At 31.6% G+C, this 20,086-nt stretch carries 28 protein-coding genes; 13 read left to right on the top strand and 15 right to left on the bottom strand.

The features are described from left to right. Positions 1–14: 14 nt before the first annotated feature. The 3 genes from AC3B6Y_RS08350 to AC3B6Y_RS08340 all read right to left on the bottom strand — a co-directional run bounded on the left by AC3B6Y_RS08350 (position 15) and on the right by AC3B6Y_RS08340 (position 1,567). Positions 15–395: a type II toxin-antitoxin system HicB family antitoxin gene (locus AC3B6Y_RS08350; protein WP_489789909.1), complete on the bottom strand. Its 381-nt coding sequence runs from the start codon at positions 393–395 to the stop codon at positions 15–17. A gap of 195 nt (positions 396–590) precedes the next feature. Next, the gene (locus AC3B6Y_RS08345; protein ID WP_489789910.1) at positions 591–1,022 is read right to left on the bottom strand and encodes a hypothetical protein; all 432 of its coding nucleotides are present in this window, start codon (positions 1,020–1,022) and stop codon (positions 591–593) included. Then, the gene (locus tag AC3B6Y_RS08340) at positions 1,013–1,567 is read right to left on the bottom strand and encodes a Panacea domain-containing protein (RefSeq protein ID WP_489790980.1); all 555 of its coding nucleotides are present in this window, start codon (positions 1,565–1,567) and stop codon (positions 1,013–1,015) included. The genes AC3B6Y_RS08345 and AC3B6Y_RS08340 overlap by 10 nt, the downstream gene beginning before the upstream one ends. A 572-nt stretch (positions 1,568–2,139) precedes the next feature. Here AC3B6Y_RS08340 and AC3B6Y_RS08335 point away from each other — a divergent pair. The 4 genes from AC3B6Y_RS08335 to AC3B6Y_RS08320 all read left to right on the top strand — a co-directional run bounded on the left by AC3B6Y_RS08335 (position 2,140) and on the right by AC3B6Y_RS08320 (position 4,626). Further along, positions 2,140–2,628, top strand: a complete 489-nt coding sequence (locus AC3B6Y_RS08335) for a hypothetical protein (RefSeq protein WP_489790979.1) — start codon at positions 2,140–2,142, stop codon at positions 2,626–2,628. Between the two features lie 523 nt (positions 2,629–3,151). Further along, positions 3,152–3,793, top strand: a complete 642-nt coding sequence (locus AC3B6Y_RS08330; protein ID WP_489790978.1) for a hypothetical protein — start codon at positions 3,152–3,154, stop codon at positions 3,791–3,793. Positions 3,794–4,038: 245 nt separating this feature from the next. Continuing rightward, positions 4,039–4,191, top strand: a complete 153-nt coding sequence (locus tag AC3B6Y_RS08325) for a hypothetical protein (RefSeq protein ID WP_489790977.1) — start codon at positions 4,039–4,041, stop codon at positions 4,189–4,191. Positions 4,192–4,455: 264 nt separating this feature from the next. Further along, complete coding sequence (locus tag AC3B6Y_RS08320) at positions 4,456–4,626, top strand: hypothetical protein (RefSeq protein ID WP_489790976.1); 171 nt, start codon at positions 4,456–4,458, stop codon at positions 4,624–4,626. Between the two features lie 686 nt (positions 4,627–5,312). Here AC3B6Y_RS08320 and AC3B6Y_RS08315 read toward each other — a convergent pair. The 5 genes from AC3B6Y_RS08315 to AC3B6Y_RS08295 all read right to left on the bottom strand — a co-directional run bounded on the left by AC3B6Y_RS08315 (position 5,313) and on the right by AC3B6Y_RS08295 (position 9,116). Then, positions 5,313–6,350, bottom strand: a complete 1,038-nt coding sequence (locus AC3B6Y_RS08315) for a PBSX family phage terminase large subunit (protein ID WP_489790975.1) — start codon at positions 6,348–6,350, stop codon at positions 5,313–5,315. Continuing rightward, positions 6,343–6,825 (bottom strand): phBC6A51 family helix-turn-helix protein, encoded by a 483-nt coding sequence (locus tag AC3B6Y_RS08310; protein ID WP_489790974.1) that lies wholly within the window; start codon positions 6,823–6,825, stop codon positions 6,343–6,345. Before AC3B6Y_RS08310 ends, AC3B6Y_RS08315 begins: the two co-directional genes overlap by 8 nt. Positions 6,826–6,890: 65 nt before the next feature. Then, positions 6,891–7,883 (bottom strand): hypothetical protein, encoded by a 993-nt coding sequence (locus AC3B6Y_RS08305; protein ID WP_489790973.1) that lies wholly within the window; start codon positions 7,881–7,883, stop codon positions 6,891–6,893. A 22-nt stretch (positions 7,884–7,905) separates the two neighbouring features. Beyond that, positions 7,906–8,583, bottom strand: a complete 678-nt coding sequence (locus AC3B6Y_RS08300; protein WP_489790972.1) for a hypothetical protein — start codon at positions 8,581–8,583, stop codon at positions 7,906–7,908. Further along, on the bottom strand, positions 8,580–9,116 hold the full coding sequence (locus tag AC3B6Y_RS08295; RefSeq protein ID WP_489790971.1) for a hypothetical protein: 537 nt from the start codon (positions 9,114–9,116) through the stop codon (positions 8,580–8,582). The genes AC3B6Y_RS08300 and AC3B6Y_RS08295 overlap by 4 nt, the downstream gene beginning before the upstream one ends. Positions 9,117–9,382: 266 nt before the next feature. On the opposite strand from AC3B6Y_RS08295, the gene AC3B6Y_RS08290 reads away from it, so the two are divergent. Next, on the top strand, positions 9,383–9,487 hold the full coding sequence (locus AC3B6Y_RS08290; protein ID WP_489755844.1) for a type I toxin-antitoxin system Fst family toxin: 105 nt from the start codon (positions 9,383–9,385) through the stop codon (positions 9,485–9,487). A 110-nt stretch (positions 9,488–9,597) separates the two neighbouring features. Here AC3B6Y_RS08290 and AC3B6Y_RS08285 read toward each other — a convergent pair whose 3' ends face one another. Then, positions 9,598–9,960 (bottom strand): hypothetical protein, encoded by a 363-nt coding sequence (locus tag AC3B6Y_RS08285; RefSeq protein WP_489790970.1) that lies wholly within the window; start codon positions 9,958–9,960, stop codon positions 9,598–9,600. Between the two features lie 741 nt (positions 9,961–10,701). Between AC3B6Y_RS08285 and AC3B6Y_RS08280 the strand changes: the two genes are divergently transcribed. The 7 genes from AC3B6Y_RS08280 (at position 10,702) to AC3B6Y_RS08250 (ending at position 15,882) form a co-directional block, all read left to right on the top strand. After that, positions 10,702–11,331, top strand: coding sequence for an Ltp family lipoprotein (locus tag AC3B6Y_RS08280; protein WP_489790969.1), 630 nt, complete (start codon positions 10,702–10,704; stop codon positions 11,329–11,331). A gap of 897 nt (positions 11,332–12,228) precedes the next feature. Beyond that, a complete protein-coding gene (locus tag AC3B6Y_RS08275; RefSeq protein ID WP_489790968.1) occupies positions 12,229–12,627 on the top strand; it encodes a helix-turn-helix domain-containing protein in 399 nt (132 codons plus the stop codon). Between the two features lie 53 nt (positions 12,628–12,680). Further along, entirely contained in the window at positions 12,681–13,115 is a 435-nt protein-coding gene (locus AC3B6Y_RS08270; protein WP_489790967.1) for an ImmA/IrrE family metallo-endopeptidase, read from the top strand. 128 nt (positions 13,116–13,243) lie between these two features. After that, positions 13,244–14,050: a type I restriction endonuclease gene (locus AC3B6Y_RS08265; protein WP_489790966.1), complete on the top strand. Its 807-nt coding sequence runs from the start codon at positions 13,244–13,246 to the stop codon at positions 14,048–14,050. A 266-nt stretch (positions 14,051–14,316) separates the two neighbouring features. Continuing rightward, entirely contained in the window at positions 14,317–15,102 is a 786-nt protein-coding gene (locus AC3B6Y_RS08260) for a hypothetical protein (protein WP_489790965.1), read from the top strand. Between the two features lie 110 nt (positions 15,103–15,212). After that, on the top strand, positions 15,213–15,629 hold the full coding sequence (locus AC3B6Y_RS08255; protein WP_489790964.1) for a tyrosine-type recombinase/integrase: 417 nt from the start codon (positions 15,213–15,215) through the stop codon (positions 15,627–15,629). Then, the gene (locus tag AC3B6Y_RS08250; protein WP_489790963.1) at positions 15,547–15,882 is read left to right on the top strand and encodes a tyrosine-type recombinase/integrase; all 336 of its coding nucleotides are present in this window, start codon (positions 15,547–15,549) and stop codon (positions 15,880–15,882) included. Before AC3B6Y_RS08255 ends, AC3B6Y_RS08250 begins: the two co-directional genes overlap by 83 nt. A 302-nt stretch (positions 15,883–16,184) precedes the next feature. Here the strand turns inward: AC3B6Y_RS08250 and AC3B6Y_RS08245 are convergent, their stop codons facing one another. After that, positions 16,185–16,748, bottom strand: coding sequence for a PBECR4 domain-containing protein (locus tag AC3B6Y_RS08245; RefSeq protein ID WP_489790962.1), 564 nt, complete (start codon positions 16,746–16,748; stop codon positions 16,185–16,187). A 331-nt stretch (positions 16,749–17,079) separates the two neighbouring features. Here AC3B6Y_RS08245 and AC3B6Y_RS08240 point away from each other — a divergent pair, with 331 nt between their 5' ends. Continuing rightward, a complete protein-coding gene (locus tag AC3B6Y_RS08240; RefSeq protein WP_489790961.1) occupies positions 17,080–17,628 on the top strand; it encodes a hypothetical protein in 549 nt (182 codons plus the stop codon). A gap of 109 nt (positions 17,629–17,737) precedes the next feature. Here the strand turns inward: AC3B6Y_RS08240 and AC3B6Y_RS08235 are convergent, their stop codons facing one another. From AC3B6Y_RS08235 to AC3B6Y_RS08215, 5 genes are read right to left on the bottom strand one after another with little or no spacing between them, the layout of a single operon-like run. Then, on the bottom strand, positions 17,738–18,847 hold the full coding sequence (locus tag AC3B6Y_RS08235; RefSeq protein WP_489790960.1) for a GH25 family lysozyme: 1,110 nt from the start codon (positions 18,845–18,847) through the stop codon (positions 17,738–17,740). 1 nt (position 18,848) lies between these two features. Next, entirely contained in the window at positions 18,849–19,067 is a 219-nt protein-coding gene (locus AC3B6Y_RS08230) for a phage holin (protein WP_489790959.1), read from the bottom strand. Beyond that, positions 19,067–19,405, bottom strand: a complete 339-nt coding sequence (locus AC3B6Y_RS08225; protein WP_489789926.1) for a hypothetical protein — start codon at positions 19,403–19,405, stop codon at positions 19,067–19,069. The genes AC3B6Y_RS08230 and AC3B6Y_RS08225 overlap by 1 nt, the downstream gene beginning before the upstream one ends. A 58-nt stretch (positions 19,406–19,463) precedes the next feature. Continuing rightward, on the bottom strand, positions 19,464–19,718 hold the full coding sequence (locus tag AC3B6Y_RS08220) for a hypothetical protein (protein ID WP_489790958.1): 255 nt from the start codon (positions 19,716–19,718) through the stop codon (positions 19,464–19,466). Continuing rightward, a complete protein-coding gene (locus AC3B6Y_RS08215) occupies positions 19,719–20,078 on the bottom strand; it encodes a hypothetical protein (protein WP_489790957.1) in 360 nt (119 codons plus the stop codon). Positions 20,079–20,086: the final 8 nt, after the last annotated feature.

Raw genomic sequence — 20,086 nt, 5'->3', positions numbered from 1 at the left:
ATCCAATATATTGACTAAACTTCTAGCTTAGCTCGCAATGCTTCAGTTAAAACAGCAGAGAAATTAATATTCTTTTCTTTACCTAATTTAACTAAATACTCAGGTACCGAAACATTCTTACATACTGTTTTAAGATTATTACGACGATACTCATCCATATCCACTGATACAATTGTTTTAATTTCATTATCTTTTGTATCAATGTTTTCAAGTACTGAAGCTTTAGGATAATCAATTACATCTTCTAGAGCCAAGCCAATCAAGTCTTGTGCCATTACTAAAGCATCTTTGAGATCTTCGCCTTGAGTCCAACCACCTTCAATATCAGGAACTTCAACTGTATAGCCAACTTCTTCAGGGTGAAGAATAACCGGATAAACAACAGTGTTTTTCATGTTCTAAACCTCCATAAAATTTTAGGGGTATAGAAACAAGGACTCATTTGAGTCCTGCTTCTTTCAAGATTGCTTGTTCCATACCTCTTTCCTGATTACAAGCGCCATTATGCACAACGATGTGTATAACAGTAAGTGAATTATTATTTTTTATGTACAAAAAAGCACTTGACTGAGTGCTAAATTATTATTGGATTATCCATTATACAATTCATGATTAGAATCAATCCAAAATACATAAAAGGTATTATCTATTCTTTTACCGATAATCCTAGAACTACCAGAAAAACGTATAGAAAACAATTTATTTGTTGCTATATCCTCTCTAAGCTTTCCAAAATTAGGTGGGCACTCCATGTGTGACAGTTTTCCTTTTAACTCATTGGGATCTATAAACTCAACACCGCTTGATTTAGGTAAATTCATAAACGCAACCAAACTATGTTTGCTAACTTCTACTAATTTTGACATTAATTGCTTATGATTTATATTAGAATTGTCTAAGTTATATTTTTTATTTGAAGATATAAAAGATAAGTTCCACGTTACCCTAAGATCAGAACTTTTTCTTAACTTATCAATCCAAGAATCATCAGAACTTTTATTCTTTTTAAATTTTACTGACATTCAACAACATAATCCTTAAAGTATTGTTTTATATCTTCATCATCCATAGTTATCCACATTTGATGTTCATCAAATACTTTTTTCCAAGGTCCTTTATCATCATGAGTTAAATTTCTTAAATAAACAGCAGTATATTTACTATATTCATTCCAAGTTGCATCTAAAACTTCTGCCGCATTTTTATCGGATAATATTTTGTCGTAATTTTCTGACAGTTCAGTTGCTCTTTCATCAGAAATATCATCATTAAGTTCCGGCAAATTTTTTCCTTTATACTTCTCACGAATTTGATTAACAACAGGACCATGTTCAAAAGCATAAAATTTATCATCAAACAAGCGACTATCATATAAAGCGAGGTAAATCCCTTGCGCAAAATACATTAGCTTATGGAGTTTCATATTAGTAATCGGCTCTGCACCATCATCTAAGCACACCTCTGCTCTACTACGAGCAATAAACCAATCTGCGATTTCTTGGCTGCTATACATAACAACACCTCCTAATATAAACTTTTTTAATGTATGCAAAAAAGCAATAGCCACGCTGCCATTTAAAAAGTGTAACACTTCTATTAATTACATCTTACCAAGTAAGTTTAACACCAAATGTATTAAAAATGGCAGATTTTTGTTTAATCCTTTCAAAAAATATCAAAAGTGTCAAAAAGCGTCTCGCATACTGTTTGATACAGCAATTTAAATTCAAAGCACGTCTTAATAACTTTATATTCAACACGACTAAAATGGCTGTGTGAGCCGTTATTGGCTATTTGAAGCATTCAATGAGAATTTGACTTCTCAATTTCTCTCCCTATCGAAATTCCAACAGAAAGTATGGATATTCTGCTGATGCTGAAATTATTATTACAAACATTTTGGTTGTCTTTCATTAAAGGTGCTTATTAATCAATTTATAAATAATAATTGATTCAACAATAATTTCGATTATTGATCCTGCGATTAATACAAATTCAATTTCTAAAAACAAAATCCAATTGGTAATCAATATATTTAATATTTTCAAGCAAAGAACGATAATCGCCAAAAGAAAATATATCATATTTTAATACCCTAAAGTTATAATAATATTATCTAATAGAAAGGAAGCCTTAACTATGAACCTACTTGAAGCAAAACAATTTGAATACGCAATTCAACGTATTAAAGAAGAAGGATCTAGAAACAAAGAATTGCCTAATTACAAAATACTTTGGAAAGTAAACTATCATTTATTGTTTTGCAATACCTATCAAACAGGCAACGGTGACAGAGTCATTCTATCCAGCAAAATAAATTTTGAATTTGGTAAAGAAGATATTAATTTAGCATATCTTTCTGGAAATAAGAAAAATGTTTTTCAAAATGTCAGCAATGACATTATAACTCCAATATCACAACCGTATATAAGCATTGCAGAGCTTTATTTATCTAAAGAACACCTGTTTAATTACGTCATGAGCAATTTAAATCCTACAAAGGAGTTAAATAGTTCATACGAAAAAATGGAACACAATACTATTTACAATGTTGAGTTCCTTAATTTCGATAATAAAATAGATTTTATGAAAGTTGACGATGATTTTAAACTAACACCTATCTCCTAAGTTAAATCCTAATAAACCTAGTTTCCATCCTTAATTTGTTATAAGCATATTGTAGGCTCATGTATGCTTCCTCCATATATGAGCTCTTTTTGTTACTTCAATAAATCAACAATCTTGTCGCCAATTTCTTGACCTTGAATAAAATTAAATGCATCTAAATCATTCCTTTCACCAAAATCTCTTAAATACAGCTGGCGCTGTTCTTCAATTGATCTACTTGGTTGATTTTCATAAGCATTACCTCCAATTTAATTATCATTTAGCAAGGAGTTGAACTCCTAATTTGAAAACCACTCACTATTTTCAAGTTCCGTTGCTGGCTACAGATAAGTTTAACTATTGAATTTTGCCCGTTGGGCAATGGCAGCTGTCGGAGTCGAACCGACATGTGGGAATATTTCATTTAATCACTATTGAGGTTATAAATTTCGAAAAAGGAATTGTAAATCATGACTCAACCGTTCCTGCCATAATATAGCCTTTCGGCTATAATATATAAAACACGTAAAACAAGGAGATCAAAATGATAATTTCATTTTTAAATAAACAACAAATAAAAAATTTATCACAAATAATCTGGAAAAATTATGGAATCAAGCAATTAAGAAACATATTCGTCACAAACTGTATTGCTGATATTATTGTAATAACAATAATATGGTTATGTGCCTTTTCAATGGTAAAAATAATAATTATTGCAGCCATAATTATTAACACACTTCAATTCTTCGCAATCAAATATAAGTGTCAAAAAGACTATATATTAAAGTCTCAAGATAAATATATATTTTACTTTGCTGCTAATGACAAAAAATCACAGCTACAATATATCAAAATGTATTCAAAATCTGACATTTTAAAAAAAGCTTACCAAGAAAATCATATTCTGTCTCCTGAGTCTCCTAATTACCAAATAAATGAAGACCCATTATTCAAAATTTTATATAAGAAATTGAACCTTGAATACACTAGTAAGCAAAAATTTACATTTATAGAAACCAAGAAATATATATTACTTCTATTAGACAACACTAAATCTTCTAAAAAACAAATTCCGGTACAGACAATTTATAAAAGTAAAGACAATTTGAATACGTTGAATAATAATCAATTATCAGTTGATAACTTAAAGAAAAAAGCAAGCAATTATTTATTCGTAAATTAATTGATTAAACAGATATGGATGTAAACAATAACTCAATGAAACTTGCTAACGATTCAAAGCCACCTAAACCTAATACAGCCCAAACTGCTATGCCAACAACGACCAATACCGTCTCAGGATCAATATTAGGGAAATCATTGATTTTAACTTTTTCTTCAAACTAAATGGATAAAGTATTTTCCAAATATCCTAAATCTGTTTTCATAACATCCAAAGCAATTGAAACGGAATAACTCTTGTCGCTATTGACAGAAGACTTAATTGTTAAATTACCCTCTTTAATTTTGGTAAATGCGGATGCTAAACCTGATTTATTAATCAAAACGTCAACTAAACTCTTTGGCAAATCTGTATTAGCACTAATCCAACCACCTAAATCAGCTGAAGAAATACCATAATTGCACCTGATCCGCCAGCAATTTGTGTCCCTGAGGAAGCAGTTGCTGTTAATTCCAAAACAGACGAGTCATAAATTGTCACTGTATGATCTAAGGTTAAATTGAAAATTGTAAGATTATTGATTACACTTAAGTAAATCTGATAATTTAGTTTTTTAAATCAAGGCAGATATGCAAAATGCGAATTAAGTAAAATTTTTATTTCAATTATCTTTTACCGCTTTTTGAATAATAACAAATATATTTATGGAAGTGATTTTTCAAATGAAAGAATCAACATTTTACTTACTTAATAAATACCAAAGTATATTTGGAGAAAGTTTTCTCACATTCAATATTGGAAATAACGAAAATAGAATTATTGAAATAATCAATAATTGCTTGAAAGAAAATAAACCATATAGAGATAATTTACCTGATGATGTATGGATTTGATTTACAAATAATTATTTGTAATGCGCTTTTCTTTGATGCCACGTTATGATAAACGAAATGTTGCTCAATAAATTTAAAATTCATATTTTTTATTCTCGATTTTACATTGCTTTTAAAGTGACTCAATGCTTGCACTCTCCATAGCTTTTAAAGACTTCAATGCTTGGTCATTAAATTATTCATTAATTGCATATCCAGCTATTTGATGTAAATTAAAGTGAACTTTGCTGTTTTATCATTCAGAAACCAAATTATTAAAACATTAATTTCCTTAGTTGTAATTTCTATCATTTTATTTTCTACGCCGCTTTTACGCATAATAAAAGCGCCTTAATTTTTGTTTTAAGACGTTTTTAGCTAATTTAATTAATTCTCGTACCAATTATTAAAATTGAGTATACCCATCAGAAATACATTTTATGAGCAAATTATTTATTATTGTGCTTGGTCATAAACTCTCTAGCCTTTTTAATAAACTCATCAAGTTCGTTTTGCTCTTCTAGAGTTAATTTTTTAGGCTTACCAATCGGATAAATTTCATTTTGGTCATTACACTTCCTCCACAACTAAAACTGGACGACAATTGTCATCAAAATAACGTTTAATAAATCTAAACTTAGTATTACGTTTAAATAATACTTATTTTTCATTATAATTATAACCTTTTAAATCTCTTCCACTAATGGTCACGTGAGCCTTGACCCCTTACGTGCACCGTAAATATTCAATCCTAAATCACGATATTCGGCGATTGTACCAGGAGAAGCCGAATCGGCAGTCACGGGCTCATTTAATAGATTAAGTTGTTTAATCAACTGAACCGCTTCACGATTTTTCAGACCCACTTGATAGACTTCGTTGTAAATAAAAATCCGCCGTCTGGCGGAATCCCAATAAATATTTACATATGCGGTTGGATCGTGTGCAAAACCAAAGTCCAGTCCATGATAAACCTTGTCAAAACTATTGATTTCTTCATCACTGATTTCACGAGTCGTAACGTTGTTAAACACTTCCGCACCAGTACCCGTAACTTCGCCAAGATACTCATGACGGTAAGCTTTCTCATTGTCTTTTTTCAATTGCTCAGCATCGGCCAAGAACTCAATACCTAACCAAGATTTAGGAACTGAGCGATAATCAGATAAGTTAACCAACGTATCATCACGCATCTGTTCGGTGTCGACTGCTTGATTGACCCAATTAGATTGCCTTGCCGGTGGGTTATAAGAATAGAACGTAATAATTCCTGAACCACCACGACCTAATGATTGATTAATCGACCGAATTTCTTTCATTCCCTTAAACTCAGTTACTTCTTCAAAATGCTTAAACTTAGTATAACCTTGTCTGAAAGTCTGTGACTTAATCTTGCGTGGGTCATCAGCACCTTTAAACCTAATCTGTTGACCAGTCGGACGAAAGGTTAACTGCATTGGACTAACCGACGATTGCCAGTAATCATTAACTTGCAGCAGGTCAATCGCCCACAAATATTGCTCAAAAACCGAATCACGCAACGTATTGGCACCTTTCCGAAGCACGATCGCATTAGCGTCTTTATCTTGCATAATTCCGAGCACAATCATGATACTAATAAAGGAGGACTTGGTTGAACCCCGTCCTCCTTTGAGCCAGTAATTTGAATGTTTACGATTGTGAATGTCCCAGAACATGCTGTAAAACGCTGGTGAAACATTATCTTTTAGACTTACTTCAACCATCCGTTCTCTCCTTTGATGGAATATTAAAATTAATATCAATTGCAGCATCATTTGAATCGTCTGATTCTAACTGGTCAGCTTGGTGCTCAGAAATACGTGCTTCAGCAAGTGCTTTGCGAACCTTTGCTTTATCTAAATCAGGAGAACCATTGTCCGAAAACAATCCTGCTCGCTTAAAGACAGTTTGAATTGCTTGTAGTTTAACCATCTCGGATTTACCATGCTTAATTAACTTAATTAACTCTTTAACGGAATCTGGCAAAGCCTCGTCTAATTGCGAAATACTATATTCACGTTGAGCTTCAATGAACAATGGATCGTTCTTCCACTTAGCCAAAGTCCTACGACTACGATTCACTTGTTTAGCAATTTCTTCATCGGTCAAAGTATCTTCAAACAGCAGCTTAACCGCCTTTTTACGCTCACTGTTCAAGCTATGAAAAGCATTATTTTGTGAATTTTTGTGTACTGTCACATCATCTCACCACACCTCCTAATTTTGAATACAAAAAAAGCACTCTCGTGGAGTGCTTAAAAATACTAAGTATCTAAAGGATATAGTTTGGTTAGTTTGTCTATCAAATATTTAGCTAAAGTTTGTTTAAAACCTCCAAACTCTTTTAAGAAAACTTGACTGTCTTTGTTGAATTTATCAAAAATATCAGGAATGATTATTGAACATAAATATACAATTACTTGACAGCTGTGCAATGCTGCTTGACCATTCTTATATTCACAAACTTGACTATCAATATTTGATCTTCTAGCATCAATTATTACATTGCCGTTAGTAGAATAAAAGAAAGTAATATCCAACTCATAATAATTAAGTTCTATTTTAGCAGATGTTAGTTCAGAATTAAAGCACAGAGCTGCTTTAGTTACATCAAGGTTAGAAACCTGCGGAGAACGTCCCGTTAATGTATTATCAGCATCATTTTTTAAAACACTTCCTTCAAAACCAAATATACCTTGCAATTTGATATCTGGATTGCCATCAGTACTTGATAAAACATTCTTATTAGTCATTTTCCTCCAAAATAACCAATCAATAACATTTTCAGTCGTTGTCAAAGGATTTATCGTAAGATCTATATTAGAATTATTAATCAGAAGTTTAATTTTATCAAGACATATATCATTACTTGTAACAATAATACAGTACACAATATTAGACTTACAATAAAATATAACAGGAATAGGTCCGTAAATCCCTGTTCTGTCTGCTTTTGCTAATAAACTTTTTTTATCAGAATCGGAATATATATTATTTTTTCGATGTTCTATATTAGCACTCCAAACTTCAAATTCCACATTTTTATTTAATTTAAATCGTTCCAAGTCCTTATTCCAAGTATATATATTGCGATACTCCTCTTTACTATAATCAATTTTATTTGAAATATCCTGTCTTACTTTTATTGGTTCTGAGTAATCTTCAGGAATTTTATCTAAATTATCTAAACATTTAAACTTTGAAGATAATTTAAGAATAGTAGCCAATTGATTACTCTTAATAGGTTCTTCTAACATTTTCAAAATCCTTTTCATAGTTTCATTTTAATTTAAAAACAAATTCTGAACCAGATACATCAAAAATTTTATTAATATCAATAGAGAAAACTCTATTAATCTTCGGAATATAGAAACCGATATTACAAAATAACTTTATATCTTTGCAATCTCCGTTGGTAATTAAAGTATTAAAACAAAATTCATATTTATGCGATGTATCTGTATTACTTTGAGGACGATAAAAACAATCACAAAAAATATTATTACCAATGACTTTCAGTTTTTTAAACGTATTATTCTGATTAGAAGGCAGCTTACCAAAATTTACAACATCCTCGGGACTAGAATAAACTATTAATTTAGCTCTCAAAAAATGCAATAATCTAAAAAGAAATATTTTTTGAATTTTAATACTAATCTTAACTGATATATTATATTGATTAGAGTTTGTGGGATCAAAACCTTCTACAAGAAGGGATTTTTTTTCACCATTATATAAAAAATTAACATCTATTTCAGCAATTTTACTGCCAAAAGCATAGCTCGCCATCTCTCGCAGCAACGTATCAAATAGAGCAAGCAAGGCAGTAGTTGCCAAAGAAATAGCTCCATTACTAATATTAAATTTACACTTCATAAAATTATAAATACGTTCATAAAAGCATATAATAACAATGATATAAATAAATTTAAAAAACATCTTCCAAAAAATTTTCATGAATCATAGTCCTGAGATTTGAAATAAGCTACTCTTATTTTTTCCAAGTAAAATTTGAAACTATTAGAAGACTTTTTAAGATCAACTCCTATTGTTCCGTTTTTATATACAGTTATTTTTTCATTTTTTAAATTAGAAAATAAAACATCATTCACTACCATCTCGCAGTTGTAAAAAAACTCGTCAAAATCATCTATTTCATCGAAATTGAGGTCATCATATCTCTCTATATTTTTTTTATGACCAAATGAGTCTATAAAGTTAACGTCTTTAACATTAAAACCAATATTTTTAAGTTCTCTAGAAATATATGCAAACTGTAAATTAGAGATCACAAAAAAGGAACCTTTACTACGTTTTAGTTTATTTATTAAACCATTTTCAACACGAGCTTTATAACCTTCAGGTTCATAATCTATGGCTACCATATTTTTAGATACCTCAGATATACAATTATCGTTTTTTTCTTTAGCTAAAAAACGTCTTTTATTAAAATAATTAGTAAATACTATAGGTTTAACCACAGCTTGCATATAAATCTCACCACCTTTCTATTACTAGCAATACCAGTAGACTTAGCTTTAATGTACACTACTTATAATATAACATTGTTAAAAAAAATTGAAAGTAGCAAAATTTACTCATACTTTATCAAGAGTTTCCTAAATTATCTATACTACCATAATACCTCTGAAATCCGCCTTTTTGCCCATAACATTTCCTTTTGATTTCCCCCAGATTGCGAAATTTTTTATGATATAATTTTAGACGGCAACTCGCCCCGAGAGGGGGTGGCTCCATGTTTAGAGATTTCCTAACATTGATCGTTGCACCAATTATTGTTGGCGCAGTGAATCAAATGATTGCTGAATGGTTGCACAGCAAACATAACAAACGAAAATGAGTTGTCACTTGCAACCACACAAAAAAAAGCCATTCCTACCGCAAATAGGAGTGGCTTTTGTGTTTCCATGCTAAGATTTCCTAACATCTCGCAAAGTCATTATAACACGATTATTTAAAAACTAACAACCTACCGTTTTGGTAAACTTCACAAAATCCAATTAACGCACGATCACGCCGATTTTGCATCATCCGCACCGAAATTAGATTGTGATAAATCCGTTCGAAAATGACTAAATCTTTTAGTTTTTCAGGTACTAAATACGTGTAATACAAACTCAAACATTCTTCCCGGTCTAGCTTCAAAATAGCCGTAGTCATCTCATCAATATCCAGCTGTGCTTCACGTTTGCGGTCCAATTTAGTGAGCAGCGGTATCATCTGCCCATCATGGTCGCCACTGGTAGCTTTGGGCATACCATCAATAATTGGCGACTTGAGGGTATCAAGTGATAATCTGCTATTCGTGCCCACATTCTAAATTTACTTAAAACATTCCGCGCGTTTGCTCTACTTTGCTTGTTGTACAGTTTACATAATTTTTAATAAATCAATTAAATATGTTATGGTTAAGACTTTTTTAACAGTTATCAATATTAATTTTATAATCATTTGAATATTTTGCTTAATTGACTAAATTTTGCATAAAATTGAAAATAAACTATTTTTTATATATTTAATTTCAATTTTTAGGATATAATTAAATTGTTAAACAATTGTCAATAAGGTAGTCGAAGAGGATAAAAAATAAGTTAATAATGAGACTGTTGGTTTCAGGGATGTTGCTTTTATATCATTCCCAGTATTTGAATGTGTACTCTCAAACATTAACTCAATTTTAGAAGATGTTTCTAAACAAGGCTCTAGTTCCTTGATAGGATCTTATAGAATAATATCTGAACTTTTTATTGAGCTAGTAAATAGGTAGAAGTAATGGTAGAAATATTATTAATAACATTGATGTTATTAATAGATGGATACAACATTTCAAGTAATTACATTTATGTTACTGATTATTGATTTACTTTTTAAATCAAAAGATATTAAATCATCAAAGAATAGTAATAATTAAGAAAAGTAAAAATTTATTTGATGATGGTGCAATGCTTCAAGAAAAATTTAATCAAAAGAAAAACAAATTTATATTTGTAACTCAATATGTCCAATAAACTGATTGACTCTAAAAGCTGAAAAATTAAGGAGGAGATTTTAACAATGGCTAGAAAGGAAATACAAGATAAGGATGGGAATATTTACGTTCAAAAGAAACCGTTTTACAAAAAATGGTGGTTCTGGATTATTATTGTTGTGGTTGCATTTTTATTAATCGCAATGTTTACTGGCGGAAATGATGATTCATCTGATTCATCTGATTCATCAAATTCAGATAATAATAAAACTGCAGAAAGCATCCATCATAAAGCTAAAAGTAATAAATCATCAAATAAGGCTACAAACACTAATAACAGCGAACAAGCTTCTGACAGTAAAGATGACAATCAAAGTAGTACCTCTCAAAAATCAAATAATAGCGTACCCAGAGAGTATCAAAATGCTCTGAAAACTGCTCAAGATTATCAGGAAACTGAAGGTGACATGAGTTATAAGGGATTATATGAACAACTAACAAGTAGTTCTGGTGAAGGATTCACTCCTGAAGCAGCTAATTATGCTATGCAAAATATCAAAATTGACTATAATCAAAATGCTTTAAAGTGTGCCAAAAATTATGAAGACACCGAACATATGAGTACCGCTGAATTACAAGATCAATTAACCAGTGATGCAGGTGAAGGATTTACTCCTGAACAAGCCCAATACGCTATTAATCATTTAGACAATTAGCACAACTGGACGTCCGTCAACACATCAAGCTTTCTAGTCTTTTAGAAAGCTTTTTTGTAACCTGAATTATACAATACATCTCATTTCATCAAATTGAAAATCGATTTATACAAAACCACTATATCAAATGATACGCCCTGATTGGAGTGATAAAAATCAAATGCTAAAAATAAAATGCGAACAACTTAACTAGTGATTATTCCCAAAATAAAGTTAATAGTTTGATTGATCAACAAAATCATGTGACCATGGATAAAGATAGTAATAATAATCAAAACAACATCAAACAGAAAAATCAAATATAAAAGGTTCAACACTATATCCTAGTCATCCTTATTGTTACAATAATTCTTATTGCTGGAGTAAATAGCTTTGAAGAATATGCAGAACAAAGCCATAACAACAATTTGATAATGAAAGCAAAAATTTTAGATACTATTAAGGAAATTGTTGAATTTTACCTTTAACCATTAAACATTAACATTGGCTAAATTTCATACAGCCATTCTGAAATACTAATCAGGTAGGTTGTATTCAATTCACCTCCTTTCCGTTTTTCTATTACTTAATCTTTAAGGGTACATCTCCCCTTTTCAAGGGGTAGTAAATATTCAGTTTTAAAAGGACGACACGCAGTCCGTTTTGGACTTATGTAGTGCTAATTAGATAGCAACTTTTTCTAAAAATCATTGACAAGTGTATACAAATATTCCACAATCAAAGCATAGTTAAATAAGGCTTGCAAAACTATTATTACGTTGGGGAACGGTAAATAGTTATCCTTTTTTGTATGACTTACTAGCTATCAAATTAGCTTATAAAACACATTTTCTACAAAGCCAACTATTTTTATAGAATATTTGTATAAATATGTTGTACGCTCAAAGGTGGTATATGATGCTTTTTGAAAGAATTAAACAATTAGCTGATCAAAAGAAGTTATCAATTAGACAGTTAGAAGAAAACTTAGGATATGGAAACGGCACAATCAATCGATGGAAAAAAACAAAGCCTGGGATTGACAAGCTAGAAAAAGTAGCGGATTACTTCAACGTCTCAACTGACTACCTTTTAGGTAGAACTGATGACAAATACGCCTTATCTAATGCTGAAAAGATTGATGTGGGTAAAAAAGTTGAAGAACTTTTAAATGGTATGGACACTGATGATTCTATTAATTTCTTTGGAGAACCAATGGATGGCGAAGATAAGCTATCCATCAAAGCAGCTTTAGAAGTGGCAGTAGAGATGAATAAAAAACGTGCTAAGCAGCGTAAAGCTGGAGATATTAAATAATAACTAATGTAGATTGTTAAAATAGAAAAACTAAATATAAAGGTGTGAAGACTTTGAACAAAGTCGATGAACTTATTAAAACATTTAAAACTAATAATCCATTTGAATTGATTACTGATTTAGGCTTTCAAGTAAAAGAACAATTTCTTGGTAAAACAACTTTGGGTATGACGATATCCACTGATGGTGAAAAATCCGTGATCATTAATAATGCTATTATAAATAATCAAAAATTATTTGTAGCAGCACATGAATTAGGTCATGCAGTTAATGATGAAATTTATTCCACTACATTTTTAAGAAAACAAAGATTCGGTTTTCATATTCCTGAGATGGAGGCTAATGCAAACCGCTTTGCTTTTCAGTTACTTACGTACGATATGGAACCAAATGAATGTATTACTACTTACGGTATTTTAGATTATTTCCATTTGCCATATGGAATGGAACGTTTTATTAATCCTAAGAATATTCATTTTATTTCATAGCTTTTTTGTAAACGTTATATGAATAATATCCAATAGTTTAATTCAATTGCAATTTATAGGATACATTTTTAATTAAATAGTCCAAATACTGACGACTTTAAAAGCTGATACTTAGGGGGAGTCCTACCATGGATAGATCCGAATTTTCCAATAAAATAAAAAATTTATCTAATCAGATTGGTCAATTCTCTGACCAGTTAAATAACGAAGAAGCAACTAAAAATGCATTAATTATGCCTTTCTTTTCTTCATTAGGTTATAACGTTTTTGATCCTACTGAATTTGTCCCAGAATTTACTGCGGATTTTGGAAGTAAAAAAGGTGAACGTGTTGATTATGCCATAATAATTAACGACGAAGTTCAAATATTAATCGAAGCTAAAGAATTTTCCAATGACTTATCCAAAGATGATTCTCAACTTTTTAGATACTTTACTGCTACTAATGCAAAATTTGGCATCCTTACCAATGGAAATAAGTTTAAATTTTACACTGATTTAGAAGAACCCAATGTGATGGATAACACGCCGTTTTTAACAATAGAGTTAAATCACATCAAGGACTCACAGATTACTGAACTATTTAAATTTACTAAAGATAATTTTGATGTCAATAGAATTATGAATAGTGCATCAGATTTAAAATATGTTGGATTAGCAAAAGAATATTTACAGCAACAAATTAACGAACCACAGGATGATTTTGTCAAACTAGCTTTAGCACACATTTACGATGGCGTTAGAACGCAATCTGTTATTCAACAGTTTAAAGATGTAATTTCAAAAGGCTTTTCTCAAATCATATCAGAGTCTGTAAATTCAAAATTAAGCAACGCTTTAAATCAAACCGTTACCGATACAGAGCCAATTACTGAAGACTCGTCTGATAAGAAAAATAATACAATGACGGAATCATCACTACTCCTGAAGAAATAGAATGTTATACAGTTTCCAAAGTAATTTTGAAAAATCTTGTTGACCCAAATAGAATATTTTATCGTGACAATAAATCATACTTTAATGTCTTATTAGATAATAATATCAGAAAATGGATTATTAGAATCTACTTTAAAACCAATAGAAATTTCATAGTTTTAAATAACGATGAAAATACGGAATTGAATTTTGAGCATCCTCTGGACTTGATGAATTATTCTAATGAAATTATTCAAGCTGCTAAAAAATGGTCTGAGGAGTAATTTATGAAAATATTAATTGCAACAGCAACATTTATACTATCAGGAATAACTTTATATTTGTGTTATTCACTAAAATGGAGTAAGAAAATACTCTATGCATCGGCAATATTGATTTTCATGTCTCTAATATATTTAATTTATGATGTATTCCAGATCCAAAATAATTGGATATTTACATTGATTTTAATCCTAATTGCAGTGGTATCTTTATTTGGAATATACTATTGGTTTAAAAATAGAACTACTTCAGCTTATAAGAATACAGTTAAACTTTCATCTGTTGCAGCTATAATTTCAATTTGGATTCTTATAATCCCTTTTTTAAACTATAAAGCTCCTAGACAATCAAATAATGGATTAACTGATGAAGAAGTTGAGGAAAATAACAAAGCAGATCGTAAAGAAGCTGCCCAAAAAGCTAAACAGAAAAAAGTAGAAAAAGCAGCCAACACTAATATCAATCAAATATTGGCGGACGATAAAAAAGATTTTGCTGATGGTAATTCAAGGTATCAGTATTCTAATTATATTCAAAAAATAAAATACACAACTGACAGTACAGAGGTTTATGTAAATGTTGATTTCAATAGTTTAGATGATAATTTCAAAAATCAAGTAGCAGAAAAAGTTCAGGGTGCAATTGGTGCAGGTGTTGCAATGTCAGACGCCCATTACAAACCTGCTAATGATCAAAAAGGGTACTCATTGTATTTTTGGTTAGATAAACATGCAATTGGTCATTCTAAAATGACGGATAATCATCAATACAAATGGTACTCTAACAATTAAAAATAGCCATATCCCCCACCTACCGAGTTCAGGATATGACTAACATGAAAAACATACATAGGTATGCGCTTTTCGTGTACCATTTTAACAAATAATTGGAGGTAAATTCAATGGCAAGCTTTCAAAAACGTGGTAATTTTTGGCGATATCGTATCTCTTATTTTGATGATGATCATAACCGTAAATATTGTTTTAAAACCAAGGCTGAAGCCAAAGTAGCAGCAACTGAAGAAGAATACAAAATTCATGTTCGCAGTGGTTCATTATCTAAACGGAACATCACTTTCCATGAATATTATATGAATTGGGTTGATGTTTTTAAAAAGCCTAATGTTGGCAAAAGTTCAATGAACCGTTTTAACAATATTGGTAATGTCATCAACAACTACTTCCCTAACACTAAGCTCAAAGACGTCACTCCAATTGAATATCAAAGCTTCATGAATGACTATTCTAAGACTCGTTCTACTCTCAAGATTTCTAAAACCAATTCTATTATTAGTTCTTGTATCTATCCCTACCAATGAGGGCTGCTCTAAAAGCTTGTTTTACATTCAGGATCAAATAGACATTCTGCGTTCTAAGCAAATCAGAATGCACGGATTACGGCACACGTTTGCCAGTTATCTTCTATCACAAAATTTACAAATCAAATATGTATCTGAAATTCTTGGTCACAAGAATTCCAACATTACTATGAAAGCATACGAACACCTGCTCAAGGAACAAAATGAGCAGGAGAATGAACGGGCTAATGACATCTTAAAAAATTTATCTTAAATCCTTTGGGTCACATGAGCTAGCACCACTTCATGTGACCATTTTTAGCTAAAATAAGCCAATGGTCACACAAATGGTCACCAACTTTTTAAATTTAAAATATTTTAAACACTTTGTTGTTTTTAAAAAATATCTTATAAGCGTTGATTTAACAGCATTCGTACCACTTTTGAACAAAATAAAAAAGGATTAAAAGCCTTTAAAAAACGCGTCTAAAAGGAGAGTACAGGATTAATATATGCTATAAAGTGTTATTAAATCAGCATTTGTAATACATATGGTGCCAAATTAGTGCCAAATAATTATTCCCAAACAATTTTATTTATTTTAGAGCGTCTTCTAAAATGGTATGGATTATTCAATTTTTCTGTGTGTAATGTTGTAGGAATAAAAACTTGCATTCGCTTATTTCTCCTTAACCCAAATACGACTGCTTCCAATTTTAAATCTTGATAAAATACAATGTCCAATCTTAAAGGGTTAGGTTTCATATCAGAAGTCATTACACAAATATCAACTTTTTGTTCAATAAAAATGTCGTGTAAAAAATTATAGTGCAACATTCGTTTTTTGATACTATTGAAGTTATGGTGATTCCTAGTATTCTGTAAAGTAAATGAACCGTCATCAATAGCATTAATAATATCAGTTGCTGATTTTTTACCATTAGAAGCTACTTTTTCCCAGCCCATTAAATGCGGCAGATCTCTTTGATTAAACACAACTTTAAATTCTTTTAGTAAATTGTAATTAGTTTCCACAATGACAGCTTTACCATGGAAAGTACTACGGTAATCTTCTAAAATTTTTGAATAGTCTATATCCGTAAACTGATTAATTTTAAGATAATCATTACTAAAATTCATAATTTGTCCGCTTTCAAGTCAATGAAAAAGCCACTAGCACAACACTAGTGGCTAATATGTAAGTCAGGTCGGACAGATAGACGTCATCTGCCGAGACTAGTGGTCAGATACAAAGCCTCTGCCGGGCAACATGGCGACCCACTACCATATCTCTTACGAAGCAATTATAGTATATATACTGTAATTAGTCCAGCATATTCAAATTGTTTTTTTAAGTTTACAGAAATTATATTCATTAAGTTTGACTACTCTTTTAACTCACTTTTATTCATATTGTATTTCATTAATGAAATATATCTGATAGAATTTTTAATTATAGGAGACGATTGTTATGAACATTTCTGAACTCGTCAGTATATTTTCAACAATATTTAAACAAAAGTTGAAAAAGTCAATAGATAAGTACTATACATCAGTAAATAGTTTATTGATGTTAACATGGATATTTGTATCCTTAGAAAAAGAAAAGCCTATAGAAGTAAATAAGCAAACTTTCATTTTTTTAACTTTTATTTTTAAAGTTCCATCGCTTATATTTATGATTTTTTCTTTAGTACTTCTAACAACTTCAGTAACTTATTCTATAAGAAATAAGTTCAACATATTATTATACAAAGGAGTATGGTTTGATTATAATAATAAATTTGATGAAATAATTTCAATAATAATCAATCTCGTAAAGTATGGAACACTGCTTATAAATGTGCTTTTACTTATAGATGTAAATCTCAAACAAATAATTTTTCAGCTATATAACAAAATGATAAGTTCAAATATTTTTATGCTTGCTATTTCATATGGAATGCTATCATATTATATACTTGTTTTATTATATTCTTTATATTCTTTATTTAAGTTGTTTTTTTCTGGTGATATGTGAAAATTATTTTTGAATACATTCTTAAAATAATTTTTATGTTATATAACCTTTTTTGGTTATCATCTTTTTATATTTTATATGTATTAGCTCCCAAAGTGGGAGCTTTTTGTTACCCTTTAAACCCAGAACCAATCTGGTATTTGATTGAAACATATTCATCCGCTGCTACTTTATAGCACCAGCCAATGCAGTTAATGCTGTACAGCCGGTCATTGGTCTTCCATTGAGTACCACCCTTAAAAGTAGCGTTTGAGCCTTTAATCTGTTGACCTTTAGAATCAACAGCATTTGGCCCGCAGCCATTAGTATAGTTGATTGTTAGCAACTTGTTCAAACTCGTATTCCGCTGTGGCAAATATTCATTATTGCCAACCAAAAACATCGGTCTGCCTTGCTTATCAGATGCAATACCACCAGACGCCCACTCGCTACCATTAACCAGTGGTGAAGTGTCATAGGAATCTCCGCTTAAGTTGAGCATCACTGACGGATTATTGTTAAACGTCTGAACTTTGACCACATTACTAATCGTATTAACCACAGATTGACCGCCAGTGTAATAGTCGTCGTAAAGTTGACTCACGTCGAATGAACCATAACTACCATTAAACTGTTGATCAGAACGGTGTTGCCAGCCGTGAGCGGTGCTGTACCAATTCTTATTAGTTGAATCAAATGGATAACTCGCAATCCACCCTTGGTTAACATCTAACTTAACACCCAGCCAACTTGCCATGGTGTAAACATCCGGACGATAGCCATACTTCTGTACCACGTCGCAGAACGCTTGAACGTTAGCGTTATTTTGTGATTTAGAAAGTATCTGCTGTTGATCGGCTTCGACGTCCGCAACCATAACGGCGCCAACTGGTAGACCCTCTGTTTTAGCGGTCTGGCAAGCAAAATCAGCTTCATCTTTAGCTTGTTGTACCGTCTGAAATCTGCAGAAATGGTAGCCGTTGATATACAAGCCCGCTTGTTGGGCAGTTTGGATGTTGTTAGCTGCTGTCCAGTCTTGGTAGTTAGTCCCCTCACTAATCTTGGTCACTACTGCTTTAACACCATTGTGGTCTCTCATATCAGTGAAGTTAGCCACTGTCATTAATCCATTGTAATTCGAAACGTCAACCATGTCAGTACGTGCCGCTTGGGCATTTGTTGTACAAAAAAAGAGTAGCCCACCAAGGACTACTCCAACAATTGCTTTAAATTTGTTCATGTTAATCACCCTTCTTATTCGGATCATCAACATCTTGAGTCAAAATGCCTAACGCACTTAGCAGTGATACCAGAGCTGTAATTAAGCCCGTGATAGTGCTGCTTAGGTTGGCTGGCACTGTTACACCAAGTGCCGTTAAAACTCCCAAAACACCAGCCAGAATTGAGCCCAGTAAAGTAACCCAAGCCTTGGCCGACTTGTAATTAAAATTAATCTTCATTATTCTTCCTCCTTGTCTACTGGCAACGCAAGAACCTTGTTGTATAGCGCTTCTCCCGTACCATTGCCTCCTACTCCTTTGTAACCGCTAAATAAATGCTCAATGTTATCCAGTTCACTCACGGTCACAGCACCCTTTTTAATACAATACATACATTGCTTATATAAAGAGTCATGTAACACCGCCTGAATTGCGTGCTCAGTGTTTGAAATTCTGGCGTCCATCTTAACCAGCTTAGTATTGTCTCGAAAGAAATTGACTGCTTTATAAGCTGTTAACAAAGTAGCTGGCAAGCCTATTAAAATTACTGCGAAATTAATCCATCCTAAAAAATGCAAATTACCACCTCCTATTTTGGGGCAAACAAATAGCCCAACTAATTAACTAGTTGAGCCTCTAAGCTGTGGTAGTTGCTGTTTGATTGTCAGCTAAATCAGTTGGTGGCTGTTCTTCTATTACGTCGGTAGTTGTCGCCGTTTCTGAATTAGTTGACACATCAGCTGTAGAAGCCGGTTCAATTGCTTCTTGATAGTCTTGACCAGTCACTTGTTTAAATTGGCTAGCCGTCATAATTCCTGCTTGCACATTTTGAATAAAATCTTTGATTAATAATGTTCCCCATGCAAATTCCATTTTCCACAAAAAAATCATTTATTTATCCTCCTTGGTTGAATTATCAGCTGCATTTTGAGCAGCCACTAATTGAGTTAGTTGTGTTATGGCCCCTTGAGTTTGTCCCATTAATTGAGTTAATTGAGTCATTCCCTGCATTGTTTGACCAGCCACTTGGGTCAGATTAGTAATTGCTTCTTGATTTTCTTCAATTGGCGTTAACCCGCTAGTCGTTTTTACTAATTGACCATTTTCGACTGACCACTCTGAATAGTTAGTCAAAGTAAAATATGGATCGGAGGTAACTTCTATCCAACCATCCGACAAATCACCGTAAACGCTTGAAACTCCAGTCACTTGATTATCTTTGTTAACCTGAACTGCAATTATATTATCCACTTTACAAT

The organism is Bombilactobacillus sp. ESL1092 (assembly GCF_058107465.1).
This window is presented reverse-complemented; position numbering and strand designations above follow the sequence as displayed.

Excerpts from the sequence above, each read along its gene's own strand:
- AC3B6Y_RS08350 (WP_489789909.1), bottom strand. The coding sequence starts at position 395 with ATGAAAAACACTGTTGTTTATCCGGTTATTCTTCACCCTGAAGAAGTT.
- AC3B6Y_RS08345 (WP_489789910.1), bottom strand. The coding sequence starts at position 1,022 with ATGTCAGTAAAATTTAAAAAGAATAAAAGTTCTGATGATTCTTGGATT.
- AC3B6Y_RS08335 (WP_489790979.1), top strand. The coding sequence starts at position 2,140 with ATGAACCTACTTGAAGCAAAACAATTTGAATACGCAATTCAACGTATT.
- AC3B6Y_RS08330 (WP_489790978.1), top strand. The coding sequence starts at position 3,152 with ATGATAATTTCATTTTTAAATAAACAACAAATAAAAAATTTATCACAA.
- AC3B6Y_RS08320 (WP_489790976.1), top strand. The coding sequence starts at position 4,456 with ATGAAAGAATCAACATTTTACTTACTTAATAAATACCAAAGTATATTT.
- AC3B6Y_RS08315 (WP_489790975.1), bottom strand. The coding sequence starts at position 6,350 with ATGGTTGAAGTAAGTCTAAAAGATAATGTTTCACCAGCGTTTTACAGC.
- AC3B6Y_RS08305 (WP_489790973.1), bottom strand. The coding sequence starts at position 7,883 with ATGTTAGAAGAACCTATTAAGAGTAATCAATTGGCTACTATTCTTAAA.
- AC3B6Y_RS08300 (WP_489790972.1), bottom strand. The coding sequence starts at position 8,583 with ATGAAAATTTTTTGGAAGATGTTTTTTAAATTTATTTATATCATTGTT.
- AC3B6Y_RS08295 (WP_489790971.1), bottom strand. The coding sequence starts at position 9,116 with ATGCAAGCTGTGGTTAAACCTATAGTATTTACTAATTATTTTAATAAA.
- AC3B6Y_RS08290 (WP_489755844.1), top strand. The coding sequence starts at position 9,383 with ATGTTTAGAGATTTCCTAACATTGATCGTTGCACCAATTATTGTTGGC.
- AC3B6Y_RS08280 (WP_489790969.1), top strand. The coding sequence starts at position 10,702 with ATGGCTAGAAAGGAAATACAAGATAAGGATGGGAATATTTACGTTCAA.
- AC3B6Y_RS08275 (WP_489790968.1), top strand. The coding sequence starts at position 12,229 with ATGCTTTTTGAAAGAATTAAACAATTAGCTGATCAAAAGAAGTTATCA.
- AC3B6Y_RS08265 (WP_489790966.1), top strand. The coding sequence starts at position 13,244 with ATGGATAGATCCGAATTTTCCAATAAAATAAAAAATTTATCTAATCAG.
- AC3B6Y_RS08260 (WP_489790965.1), top strand. The coding sequence starts at position 14,317 with ATGAAAATATTAATTGCAACAGCAACATTTATACTATCAGGAATAACT.
- AC3B6Y_RS08255 (WP_489790964.1), top strand. The coding sequence starts at position 15,213 with ATGGCAAGCTTTCAAAAACGTGGTAATTTTTGGCGATATCGTATCTCT.
- AC3B6Y_RS08250 (WP_489790963.1), top strand. The coding sequence starts at position 15,547 with ATGACTATTCTAAGACTCGTTCTACTCTCAAGATTTCTAAAACCAATT.
- AC3B6Y_RS08245 (WP_489790962.1), bottom strand. The coding sequence starts at position 16,748 with ATGAATTTTAGTAATGATTATCTTAAAATTAATCAGTTTACGGATATA.
- AC3B6Y_RS08240 (WP_489790961.1), top strand. The coding sequence starts at position 17,080 with ATGAACATTTCTGAACTCGTCAGTATATTTTCAACAATATTTAAACAA.
- AC3B6Y_RS08235 (WP_489790960.1), bottom strand. The coding sequence starts at position 18,847 with ATGAACAAATTTAAAGCAATTGTTGGAGTAGTCCTTGGTGGGCTACTC.
- AC3B6Y_RS08230 (WP_489790959.1), bottom strand. The coding sequence starts at position 19,067 with ATGAAGATTAATTTTAATTACAAGTCGGCCAAGGCTTGGGTTACTTTA.
- AC3B6Y_RS08220 (WP_489790958.1), bottom strand. The coding sequence starts at position 19,718 with ATGATTTTTTTGTGGAAAATGGAATTTGCATGGGGAACATTATTAATC.